The organism is Leifsonia shinshuensis (genome assembly GCF_031456835.1).
In the GTDB taxonomy this organism is placed as follows: Bacteria; Actinomycetota; Actinomycetes; order Actinomycetales; family Microbacteriaceae; genus Leifsonia; species Leifsonia shinshuensis_C.
This window is the reverse complement of the sequence record NZ_JAVDVK010000001.1, coordinates 801207-812971: the sequence shown is the minus strand read 5'-3', so window position 1 is coordinate 812971 and position 11765 is coordinate 801207. Positions and strand designations below refer to the sequence as shown.

Annotated in this window: 8 protein-coding genes; 1 reads left to right on the top strand and 7 read right to left on the bottom strand. The window is 71.3% G+C overall.

Translation table 11 applies throughout. The annotated features are described in order from the left end of the window. The first annotated feature begins 44 nt into the window (after positions 1-44). Entirely contained in the window at positions 45-806 is a 762-nt protein-coding gene (locus J2W45_RS03965; RefSeq protein ID WP_310129179.1) for a trimeric intracellular cation channel family protein, read from the top strand. 200 nt (positions 807-1006) lie between these two features. Here J2W45_RS03965 and leuA read toward each other — a convergent pair whose 3' ends face one another. From leuA to J2W45_RS03930, 7 genes are all read right to left on the bottom strand, one after another. Beyond that, positions 1007-2779, bottom strand: a complete 1773-nt coding sequence (leuA, locus tag J2W45_RS03960; protein WP_310129177.1) for a 2-isopropylmalate synthase — start codon at positions 2777-2779, stop codon at positions 1007-1009. 134 nt (positions 2780-2913) lie between these two features. After that, the gene (locus J2W45_RS03955) at positions 2914-5415 is read right to left on the bottom strand and encodes a bifunctional lysylphosphatidylglycerol flippase/synthetase MprF (protein ID WP_310129175.1); all 2502 of its coding nucleotides are present in this window, start codon (positions 5413-5415) and stop codon (positions 2914-2916) included. Then, positions 5412-6758 (bottom strand): alpha/beta hydrolase, encoded by a 1347-nt coding sequence (locus J2W45_RS03950; protein ID WP_310129173.1) that lies wholly within the window; start codon positions 6756-6758, stop codon positions 5412-5414. Before J2W45_RS03950 ends, J2W45_RS03955 begins: the two co-directional genes overlap by 4 nt. Positions 6759-6845: 87 nt before the next feature. Beyond that, positions 6846-8291 (bottom strand): ABC transporter permease, encoded by a 1446-nt coding sequence (locus tag J2W45_RS03945; RefSeq protein ID WP_310129172.1) that lies wholly within the window; start codon positions 8289-8291, stop codon positions 6846-6848. After that, the gene (locus J2W45_RS03940; RefSeq protein ID WP_310129170.1) at positions 8288-9043 is read right to left on the bottom strand and encodes an ABC transporter ATP-binding protein; all 756 of its coding nucleotides are present in this window, start codon (positions 9041-9043) and stop codon (positions 8288-8290) included. Before J2W45_RS03940 ends, J2W45_RS03945 begins: the two co-directional genes overlap by 4 nt. A gap of 105 nt (positions 9044-9148) precedes the next feature. Continuing rightward, entirely contained in the window at positions 9149-9838 is a 690-nt protein-coding gene (locus J2W45_RS03935; RefSeq protein ID WP_310129167.1) for a response regulator transcription factor, read from the bottom strand. After that, the gene (locus tag J2W45_RS03930) at positions 9835-11700 is read right to left on the bottom strand and encodes a sensor histidine kinase (protein WP_310129165.1); all 1866 of its coding nucleotides are present in this window, start codon (positions 11698-11700) and stop codon (positions 9835-9837) included. Before J2W45_RS03930 ends, J2W45_RS03935 begins: the two co-directional genes overlap by 4 nt. Positions 11701-11765 lie beyond the last annotated feature (65 nt).

Here is an 11765-nt window from a genome sequence, read left to right as displayed (position 1 = left end):
GCGCGGCGGACGGCGCGGCGGACCGGGGATGGTACACATGAAGCGTGAGCACGACCGCCCTCAACATCGGCGCATTGGCCATCCCGCTGTGGGGCGACCTCCTCGCCGTCGGCGTGGGCAGCCTCCAGGGCGCGATGTTCGCCTCCGGCTTCCGCGACCGCCGGCTCGATCTGCTCGGCGTCGCGATCATCGGCGTCGCCACGGGCGTCGGCGGCGGGCTGCTGCGCGACATCCTGCTCAACGTGACGCCGGTCGCGCTGCAGTCGAACTGGTATCTGCCGATTACCGTGGTCGCGGCGCTGCTCGGGATGCTGCTGGTTCGGCTGTTCCGCCGGCTCGACCCGATCATCACGTTCCTGGACGCGCTGACCATCGGCCTCTTCGGCGCGATCGGCGCGACGAAGGCGCTCGCGCTCGGGCTGCCGGAGGTTCCGGCCGTGTTCGTGGGCGTCGTGTCGGCGGTGGGAGGCTCGATCCTCCGCGACATGCTGCTCAACCTGCCGATCGCACTGATGCACGTCGGATCGCTCTACGCGGTCGCCGCGGGCGCGGGGACGATCGTGCTGGTCGTGATGGTGGACCTGGGCGTCCCGCTCATCCCGGCGGCGGTGGTGTGCGTGGTCGTGACGCTGATCATCCGGCTGCTCGCGGTGCGCTTCGGCTGGAGCCTGCCCGAGCAGCGCGAGCTGGGCCGCCTCCCCCGGATGCGCTGGCCGCGCTTCACGCGCCGCCAGAGCGCCGCGCAGACCGACGAGCGCACCGAGACCGGCGCCATCCCGCGCTACCGCATCGACCGCGGCGAGTAGCGCGCCCGCTCCCGCCCGGCGGGGACATTCGTCACGAATGTCGCCTCCGCACCCGCGTAACGCGACATTCGGCACGAATGTACGGCAGCGCAGCGGGACGCATTCGGCACGAATGTGCGCCCCGCACGCACGGAACCCGACATTCGGCACGAATGTCGGGTTCCGCAGCAGAAGCGAACGCGCGCAGGGCGCGAGCGGGGTCACACCCCGACGAGCTGCTCCTCCGAGCGGCCGGCGCCCGAGCGCACAGCGCGGTTGACGGCGGAGACGACCGCCTTGAAGGATGCCGTGGTCGTGTCCGCGTCGATGCCGACGCCCCAGCGGCGCTGGCCGTCCACATCCACCTCGACGTAGGCCGCCGCCAGGGCGGACTCGCTCGCCGACAGCGTGTGCTGCGAGTAGTCGTAGAGGTGGGCGTCCACACCGTGCTGGTGCAGGATGTCGAAGAACGCCGCGATCGGGCCGTTGCCTTCCCCGGTGGCCTTCGACACGGTGTCCCCGTCGCGCAGCGTCACCGTGAGCACGACGTGGTCCCCGGTCTCGTTCGACGTGGTGGTGCTGCCCAGCTCGAAGCGGCCCCACTTGGCGTCCGGGTCGCTGGTCGGCGCCGGCAGGTACTCGTCCTGGAAGATCTCCCAGATCTGGTCGCTGGTGACCTCGCCGCCCTCGGCGTCCGTCTTGGCCTGCACGACGCCCGAGAACTCGATCTGCAGCTTGCGCGGCAGGTCGATGGAGTGGTCGCTCTTCAGCAGGTAGGCGACGCCGCCCTTGCCGGACTGCGAGTTGACGCGGATGACCGCCTCGTAGCTGCGGCCCAGGTCCTTCGGGTCGACCGGCAGGTAGGGAACCGCCCACACCAGGTCGTCGACCGACACGCCCTCGCGCTCGGCCCGCGCCTCCATCGCCTCGAACCCCTTCTTGATGGCGTCCTGGTGCGACCCGCTGAACGCGGTGAAGACGAGGTCGCCGCCCCAGGGGCTGCGCTCGCCGACGGGCAGCTGGTTGCAGTGCTCGACGGTGCGCTTGATCTGGTCGATGTCGCTGAAGTCGATCTGCGGGTCGATGCCCTGCGTGAACAGGTTGACGCCCAGCGTGACCAGGTCGACGTTGCCGGTGCGCTCGCCGTTGCCGAACAGGCAGCCCTCGATGCGGTCGGCGCCGGCCATGTAGCCGAGCTCGGCCGCGGCGACGGCGGTCCCGCGGTCGTTGTGCGGGTGCAGCGACAGGATGACGTTCTCGCGGTGGTTCAGGTGGCGCGACATCCACTCGATCGAGTCGGCGTAGACGTTCGGCGTCGCCATCTCGACGGTGGCCGGCAGGTTGATGATGACCTTGCGCTCGGGCGTCGGCTCGAACACCTCCAGCACCTGGTTGCAGATGTCGGCGGCGAACTCGAGCTCGGTCCCGGTGTAGCTCTCGGGCGAGTACTCGTAGTAGATCGTCGTTCCGGGAACCAGCTCTTCGAACTGCCGGCACAGGCGCGCGCCGCTCAGAGCGATGTCGATGATGCCCTGCTGGTCGGTGCGGAACACCACCTCGCGCTGCAGGATGCTGGTCGAGTTGTAGAGGTGCACGATGGCCTGCTTGGCGCCGACCAGCGACTCGTAGGTGCGCTTGATGAGGTGCTCGCGCGACTGGGTCAGCACCTGGATGGTGACGTCGTCGGGGATCGCGTCCTCTTCGATCAGGCTGCGGACGAAGTCGAAGTCGGTCTGGCTGGCCGACGGGAAGCCGACCTCGATCTCCTTGTAGCCCATCCGGACCAGCAGGTCGAACATGATGCGCTTGCGCTCGGGGCTCATCGGGTCGATCAGCGCCTGGTTGCCGTCACGGAGGTCGACGGCGCACCAGCGCGGCGCCTTCTCGATGCGGGCCGAGGGCCAGGTGCGGTCGGGCAGGTCGACGCGGATCTGCTCGTGGAAGGGACGGTACTTGTGGATCGGCATGGCGCTCGGCGCCTGCGTGTTCTTCATGGTCTTCTTACTCCTCGCGGTGTGTCTGGAGAGCCGACGACGAACTCCGCGACGAGTGAGGCCCGGAACTAGGACTCGTCGCGGCAGCTAAGAAGGAGCAGACCGTACACAGCACCGAGAGTACCACCTCCGGGTCAGCCGCGCCCCCGCACGAACGTCGCCGCCTGGCGCACCGACAGCCCGGGCAGGTAGGCGCGGACCAGCGCGATGCCGATGGCCGGCAGTGCCACCGGGTCCGGGTAGGCCATGATCAGCGGGTGCAGTTCGGGCTGGAACTTCTGCTTGAACTTCAGCAGCGAGCGGAAGCCGTACACCGGTTCGAGCGACGAGCTGAGGTAGCCGAGGAGCCGGTCCGTCGTGTCCTTCTCCCCCTCCTGCGCCCCTGCGGTGTGGGCGAGCGGGGCGGCGGAGAGCGACATGAACTCGATGCCGTCCGCCTTCATCCGCGTCGCCGCCTCCGCGATCAGGAACTCCATGACGCCGTTGATGCTGTCGGGACGTCGGCGCATGAAGTCCAGCGTCCATCCGACCACGATGCCGTTGCGGTAGGTGGGCAGCCAGCTGGTGACGGCCTCGATGCGGCCGTTCTCCGGGCCGTCGCCCTCGTTGACGGCGAGCATGAGCCGCACCTCCGGGTCGCGCAGCTCGTCGAGCCCGCCGAGGGTGAACCCCATCTCGGGCAGGTCCTTCTCGGCGACCCACTGCTCCGAGATGTCGGAGAGCTGCACGGCCGCCGTCAGGCTCAGCGCGGCGAAGGTCGTCCATTCCGAGCGGATGCCCGCACGCTCGGCCCGGTTGATGGAGGAGCGGACGTCCTGCCACTTCTTGCCGGTGGTCGCCCACAGCTGCGGGCGGATGACCGTCTCCTCGGCGACCGTCATGGTCGACCAGCCGAGGCGCTCGAACAGACCGGCGTGGTGCGCCTCCACGCTGTAGAACACCGGGATCCAGCCGTTGTCGTCGCAGAACCGCGCGAAGCCCTGGATCGCTCCGTCCTTCGGGCCCGGGTCGCCGAACGGCCCGCCGGTGGTCAGCGCCACACGTCCCTCCACCCGGTACGCGATCGCTCCGCCCCCGATGGGGTCGAACCAGTACGAGTTGCCCGGCCAGGTCGCCATGAACGAGATCGCGTCGCCGCCGCCGCGGTGCAGCAGCTCGCGCACGTGCGCGGCCTCGCCCGTGCCGCGCCGCCGGAGGCCGCGGCCGAGCATCGCGGGGATGGCGCCGATGATCGCGACCAGCCAGAAGACCGTTCCGATGTTGTGGTAGACGATCGTCGCGAGCGGGGTGGTCGGCAGGTACTGCACCGGCTCCCGCCGCAGGAAGCTCACCGGGACGAAGCGTTCGAGGACGTCGTCGAACAGGTCGCTGAGGTCGATGGGCCGCGTGAAGCCGGTGTCCTTCTGCAGCCAGCCGACCAGCACGTACAGGCCGATCAGCGCAACGCCGGTGATCGTCACCAGGAGCAGGTACCGCCGGACGGCCCGCGCCGAGGGCATCACGGTGAAGTGCCGGCGGAAGACGATCAGCAGCACCGCCATCGCCAACGGCACCAGCGTCGATAGGGCCAGGATGGCCGTGATCTCCCAGTACCGCGGCGACACCTCCGGGCGGGCCGACGCGATCGGCAGGATGCCGTAGTAGAGGGCGGAGAGGAGGGCGAGCAGGCCGTTCACCGCGACGGCGAGCCAGACGGCGAACCGGCGCCCGCGCAGGAGGCCGTAGGCGGCGACCAGCAGCAGCAGGAGCGGGAGCACCGACAGGAGGACCGGCCCGAGGCCGTTGATCCGCTCGAGGGTGAGGTCGCGCACGCACTGCCGGGTGACGGCGAAGGCCTGGCAGCGTTCGATCACAGAACTCGCGTTCGGCGCCTCGTTGCTGAACAGGAGTCCGACCGGCGACAGCATCCCGTAGCGGGTCGATCCCAGGAGGCCGATCACCGGCCCGAGCGCCGTGATGGTCACGGCGGAGGCCAGCAGCACCCGGACCTCGTGGCGGGAGCTGCGCAGCCAGTCCGCGGCGATCGTCGTCTGGCGGAGCAGCGGCCCCAGGGCCAGTCCGGTCAGCACGGCGAGCAGGCGGTAGAGGTCGGAGGGAAGCCCCGAGTAGAGCATGTACATGATCGCGACCAGGAGCGTGATCACGCGGATGCGGCGCCGCCAGAGCGTGCCGGCGAAGGCGCTCGCGGTCATGATCGTGCCGCCGATCGCCGTGAACGCGTCGAGCACGAGGAGGCCGTGCACGTTGCGCGCCCACAGCTCGCCGATGTCGTTGGCCGCGACCTGCAGCACAGCGCCGACGACGATCCCGACGACCGCGGTGCCGAAGAAGGCGAGCGCGGTGCGCCACGTCCCCATGAGCCGCTCGGACGCCCCCACGAGCACCACGGTCAGCACGAGCACGACGATCAGCTCGAGCAGGTCGTCGGTGAAGAGCACCGCGGTGAAGGGCGACCACCAGTGCCCGTCCAGCAGCTGGACCGCGCCCGCGCCGAGCCAGCCGCGGAGGGGGCGGTGCGGTCCGCGAAGAGGTCCGGTCGCCAGGGCCAGCACCAGGATGAGCAGCGTCACCCCGGTCGTGAAGGGATGCTGCGCGATCAGGCGGCCGGTCCGCGTGAGCAGAGCGGCCGGTTTCACGACCCCAGCCCCATCTGAGCGGCGATCGCTGGGAAGCCGTGTGCGAGCACGTAGCGGACGGTCTTCCAGTCGTGGGCGGTGCCCGGCGAGCTCAGCAGCTGGGCGCGCACCCCCGCGCGCTCCGCGTCGCCGTAGAGCGTCCGGGCGAACGCGCTGTACTTGGCGTCGTTCGCTCCGGCGCCGAAGACCATCACCGAGTCGCGGTACGGCGCGTTCTTCGTCATCATGGCGGCGGGCTGCGCCGCCTCGTAGGCGGCCTTCGACCCGTCGAACCCCGTGCTGATGGTCAGTGCCTCATCCCCCAGTGTCGGCCCCAGCTCGCTCGAGGAGGCCAATGCCGAACCGAACAGGTCCGGTCGGCCGCTCGCGAACTGGACGGCGCAGGTGGCGCCCTGCGAGTAGCCGAACACCCCCCATCCTGCCGGGTCACTGCTCACCCGCAGGTTCGAACGCACCCAATTCCGCACATCCGTCAGCAGATACGTCGCCGAGTTGCCGTAGTCGCGCGAGTCGACGCACATCGGGTTGCGCCCGGGCCCGCCGAGCTGGTCGGCCGCGACGACGATCGGCGCGTAGCCGCCGTGCGCTGCGGCGAACCGGTCCATCGCCGCCCCCACGCCGCCGGCGGTGAACATGTCGGCGGGGGCGCCGGGCTGCCCGGAGAGCGCGTAGAGCACCGGAAGCGCCGGCGGGTTCGCGGTCAGTGCGATCGGGGGCAGGTAGACGACGGCCTTCCGGGCCGGGAACCGCGACTCCGTGCCCGGGATGCGCACCGTGCCGACCTCCCCCTTGGCGGGGATCGCGCCGGGATCGCCCACGCCCGCCGTGGCCTTCCAGTCCGTGCCGGCCACGACCTCCCCCCGCTCGGTGTGCAGGTCGAGCGCCTTGTAGGGCACCACGCCGAGCGCGTCGTTGAGGTTGCGGTACGCGCCGAAGTCCACGTTGATCCCGCAGAACGCCGCGGCCAGGAACACCGGGATGCTGACGATCGCGATGACCTTGCGCCACCACCGCGAGCGGAACAGGTTGGCCACCGCGAGGCTCACACCGCCGAAGCCGAGCGCCGTCCAGAGGGTGGTGACCGGTGTCAGCGCCACGCCGAACAGGTCCATCGCGTCGGTCAGCAGCCACACCAGGAACCACCCGACGAGACCGCCGAGGAGTGCCGCGGTCAACCCGGCGAGCGTGCGCTTCCAGGTCGGGCGGATCAACAGGTACAGCGCGAGAACGGCGGCGAGGACGTCGAGCGCGATGAGGAACGGCGGCTTGTCGATCCTCAGGGTCAGCAGCCAGTTCAGGACGGGTCCTCTCGGTACGGGCGTGGATGCGGTGCTCGGCGGCACGGCCGGGTTCGATTATTCAGTGCCCAGTTCACCGATAGCTGAGGCTCTGTGAGAGTTCAGCCAACATTCAGCGGCGATCTGCGGCGGTCACTCGACCGCCAGCGCCTCCACCGGGGACACGCGGGTCGCCCGGCGGGTCGGCGCCAGCGCCGCCAGCACGGCGAGGGCCGCCGCGGCGACGACGATCGACGCGAGGAACGGCCACGGGAGTGCGGGCGCCAGCAAGCCGCCGCCGGGGATCGTCCCGAGCAGCGACTGCGCGCCGATCCACCCATACAACGTGCCGAGCACCAGGCCGGTGAGCACCGAGGCGACGGTCAGCTGCGCGCTCTCCGTCAGGATCATCCGTCGCACCTGGGCGGCGCTGAAGCCCAGTGCGCGCAGCAGCCCGAGCTCGCGAGCACGCTGGAGCACGCTCAGCGACAGGGTGTTGACGACGCCGCACGCGGCGATGACGGCGGAGAAGCCGACCAGCACCGTGAACACGGCCAGCGTGCCGCCGATCACTCCGTCGGCGCCCTCGTACATCCCCGGCTCCTGGGCGGCCGCCTCGTGGATCAGCTGCTGCCAGCTCGACGCCGCGACCACGAACATCGTGATGAGCGTCACGCCGATCACGAGGCCGATCCCGGTGCGCGAGCTGCGTTCGGGGTTGCGCACCGCGTTGGCCGCCGCGAGGCGGCCGGCGGCGCCGCGCCCCACGAGCAGCCCGACCGCGCGCAGCACGCCCGGCAGGAAGAACGGCGCCGCGAGCACGATCCCGGTGAACGAGAGGATGCCGCCGAGCATCGCGACGAGCACTCCGTACGGCGACAGGGTGGCGAGGGTCGCACCGAGCCCGGCGAGCACGCCGAGGCCGAGCAGGAGACCCAGGGTCAGCAGTCCGCCACCGGCCACGATGAGCATGACGGAGACCGCGAGCCGCCCGCGGCTGCGCACCGCGGCGGCCGGCCGCTCCTGCGCCGCGCCGAGCGCCTGGATGGGCGTGACGGCGAGCACCCGGCGGCTGCCGACCCAGGAGGCCAGCCAGGTGGTCAGCACGACGATCGCGGCCGGCGGGATCATCGTCCACGACAGCACCGGGTAGAGGGCGTCGGGCAGCACGCCGGTGAGGACCAGCGCGCGGACCGCCACGAGGGCCAGGACGGCCGCCGCCGCTCCGCCCAGCACGGACCCGAGCAGGCCGACGGCGAACCCTTCCCCGGCCACCGAGCGGCGCTGCGCACGTGCGCTCGACCCGATGAGCCGCAGGAGGGCGATCGTCCGGGTGCGTCCGGCGATCACCGTGGCGAAGGTGTTGGTGGTCACGATCGCGCCGACGTACACGGCCACGACGAAGAAGATCCCGGCCACCACGGTGATCGCGAGCTGCACGCTCCCGTGCTCCCCCATGGCCGATCCGCCGATGTAGGCGCCGAGCACGTTCACGCCGCCGACCAGGGCGACCCCGAACGCCGCGCTCAGGGCGGCGACCAGGAGGCCGGCGCGGTGGTCGCGGGCGTTCGCGCGGAAGGCGGAGAAGGGCCGGCTCACGCGCCCGCCTCCATCCCGAGCATGAACGAGGAGATCTCCTCGGCGCTCGATGCGGGACGCTCGGCGACGACGCGGCCGTCCGCGAGGAACACGATGTGGTCGGCGAAGCTGGCGGCGACCGGGTCGTGGGTGACTATGGCGATGCTCTGGCCGAACGTGCGCGCCGCCTCCTGCAGCACGCCGAGCACCTCGCGTCCGGTGCGCGAGTCGAGGTTGCCGGTCGGCTCGTCCGCGAAGACGAGGTCCGGGCGCGTGGCGAGTGCGCGCACGATGGCCGCCCGCTGCTGCTGCCCGCCGGAGAGCTCGTGCGGGCGGTGGGTCAGCCGACCGCGCAGGCCCAGCGTGTCGATGAGGTGGTCGATCCACTCCATCTGGGTGCGCGTGGGCTTGCGCCCGTCGAGCTCGAAGGGCAGCAGGATGTTGCCCCGCACATCCAGCGTGGGCACCAGGTTGAACGACTGGAAGACGAACCCGACGCGGCGGCGCCGCAGCAGCGTCAGCTCCGCATCCCCCAGGTGCGTGATCTCGGTGTCCCCGAGGAACACGCGGCCGCTCGTCACCGAGTCGAGGCCGGCCATCACGTGCATCAGCGTGGACTTTCCCGAGCCGCTCGGGCCCATGATCGCGGTGAAGGCGGCGGCGGGGATGCCGATGGTGACGTCATCGAGCGCGTTCACGCGCCCGGCCCCGCTGCCGTAGGTCTTCGTGGCCGCTTCGACGCGCGCCACCGTTCCGGTGAGAGTCAGCTCCATGCCTTCAACGCTAGGGAGCGGGCCCGGTGCGGCGGATCGGGCGGCGGGCCGATCCTGTGTCCTCCCTGAGGATGACGCGGACCCGGCGCGGGCGTTCTCCGAGGGCTACTCCGCCGCGGTCAGACCGTGCTCGAAGGCGTAGACGACCATCTGCACGCGGTCGCGCAGCCCCAGTTTGGCGAGGATGCGCGAGATGTGCGTCTTCACGGTCGCCTCGCTGAGGAACTCCGACCCGGCGATCTCGGCGTTGCTGAGCCCGCGGGCGGCGAGCACGAAGATCTCGCGCTCACGCGAGGTGAGGGACGCGAACTCCGGCGGCTCCGGCCTGGTCGGCTGGGCGGACGAGAAGTACTCGAACAGCTCGCGCGTCGCGCCGGCGGCGATCACGGCGCTGCCCGCGTGGACCGTCCGGATGGCGGCGAGCAGGAACTCCGGCTCCGCGTCCTTGAGCACGAACCCGCTCGCGCCGCCCCGGATCGCCCGTGCGGCCGCCTCGTCGAGGTCGAAGGTGGTGAGCACGACGATCCGCGGCGGCGTCCGGCCCGCGCGCTCGGCGTCGGCGATGATGGCGCTCGTGGCCGCGATGCCGTCCATGACGGGCATCCGGATGTCCATCAGCACGACGTCGGGACGCGTCTCCGCGGCGAGCCGCACACCCTCCTGTCCGTTCCCGGCCTCGCCGGCGAACTCCAGGTCCTCCTGCGATCCCAGCAGCATCCGCACCCCGGCGCGGAACAGCGGCTGGTCGTCCACCAGCAGCACCCGGATGCGGGTGCCCACGTCCGTCCCGGTCATGCGGCCGCCCCCGGGAGGAACGCCGACACGACGAACTGCTGCCCGTCGGGTCCGGCGGTCAGCGAGCCGCCGGCGAGGGAGGCGCGCTCGCGCATCCCGGGCAGGCCGTGGCCGATGCGTGACAACGAGCCGGTGGTGGTCGGTTCGACGGTGGTGTCTCTCATGGTGTTCCTCACGGTGATGATGAGCCCGGGACCCCGTTCCTCCGGGGCGTCGGCGAGCACGACGCTCGCGGAATGCGCGGTGTCGCCGTGGCGCAGGGCGTTGGTGAGCGCCTCCTGCACGATGCGGAAGGCGGCCAGCTGCTGCGCCGATCCGAGCGCCTCCCCGGTCGTGGTGCGCTCGAGGGTCACGTCGAGGCCCGCCGAGCGGATGTGCTCGACGGTCTGGTCGAGGTCCGCGAGCGACGGCTGCGGGCCGTCGTGCCCGGACGCGCCGCCAGCAGAGTCGGCGGGATGCGACTGCCGCAGCTCGGCGAGCAGCACGCGGACGTCGCCGAGGGCGGAGCGCGCGGTGGAGGCGATCGTGCTGAGGGCCTCGTCCACGGCATCCGGATCGGAGTGCCGGGCGTAGCGCGCGCCGTCCGCCTGCGCGATGACGACCGCGAGCGAGTGGGCGACCACGTCGTGCATGTCCCGCGCGATGCGGGTGCGCTCCTGCTCGACCACGACATCCTCGACGGCGCGGTCGCGGTCGAGTTCTGCCGCCTGCCGCGCGCGTCGCGCGACCCGGGCGTTCCGCCAGGTGCGCACCAGCAGGCCGAGCACCCAGGACAGCCCGAGCACCGTCACGCTGACCACGAACAGGAACGCGAACTGCAGCGCGACGCTCGCGATGGCGCTCGACAGCAGGTCGTAGTACCCCTGGGCGACGGCCGCCGTCACCGTCAGATAGAGGGCAGCGACGAGGGCGCCGAGACCGGCGGAGATGAGACCGGCGGCCCGCACGATCCGGTCGCCGTAGGCCGCGGTCGCGTAGAGCACGATGAGCACGCCGAGGTCGCTGACCAGGATGCTGTGGCCGGTCGTCATCTGCACGACCGCCGCCAGCCACGCCAGGGAGAGCGCCACCGCCGGCGACATGCGGCGCAGGGCGACGGCCACCGCGAAGACGGTGATCACGACGAACGCCGTGCGGTCCTGCTCACCCACGATGAGGCAGAACACCTCGAACACGACCGCGCCGATGATGTCCGCCGTCAGCTGGGTGCGCGTCAGCCGCCGCACCAGCTGGGCACGGTCCGGGTCGTCCTCCGCGACCTCCGCCCCTCCGCTGGACGCCAGCCACACCAGCACCGACGAACCGTCGGAGCCGGGCCCGGCCTGCGCGGCACGCTGCCGGGCGACCAGGAACCCGAGCAGCCAGCCGGCGACGAAGATCACCGCGAGCAGCAGGCTCATCAGCAGGAAGCCGATCCCCTGGCTGGTGTAATACCCGCCGATCACGGGACCGAACTGCGGGAACTTGAGCTCGCCGCGCACCGTGAACAGGTACGCCATCGCCGGGGCGAGCAGGATGGCCGACGCGAAGTCGACCCAGCGCAGCACGCGGCCGCTGTGCGCGGCGACGCCCACCAGCGCGGTCACCACGGCGATCGCCGCGATCACGCGGAACGCGCCGTGCGCGGACTCCTGCTCCGTCAGCTCCAGTAGCACCGCCACCCACACCAGCGCGAGCGACACGGCCGGCAGGATGCGCGACAGCGCGACCGCCCCGCAGTAGAACACGAGCGCGAGCGCCGCCGCGAGCTCGAACGGCAGCCCGGTGACGAACCACGCCCCGAACAGCGCGACGGCCAGCGCGGGCTCCAGCACCCAGCGGTACGGGGCCAGCGCGCTCAGGAGTCGGCGGCGGGAGGGCATGCTTCTACCGTAGAGTCCGTCCCTCCGGCTTCGGGCATCCGGGCGGCGGAATCATCCTCGGGATG

Excerpts from the sequence above, each read along its gene's own strand:
- J2W45_RS03930 (WP_310129165.1), bottom strand. The coding sequence starts at position 11,700 with ATGCCCTCCCGCCGCCGACTCCTGAGCGCGCTGGCCCCGTACCGCTGG.
- J2W45_RS03940 (WP_310129170.1), bottom strand. The coding sequence starts at position 9,043 with ATGGAGCTGACTCTCACCGGAACGGTGGCGCGCGTCGAAGCGGCCACG.
- leuA (WP_310129177.1), bottom strand. The coding sequence starts at position 2,779 with ATGAAGAACACGCAGGCGCCGAGCGCCATGCCGATCCACAAGTACCGT.
- J2W45_RS03935 (WP_310129167.1), bottom strand. The coding sequence starts at position 9,838 with ATGACCGGGACGGACGTGGGCACCCGCATCCGGGTGCTGCTGGTGGAC.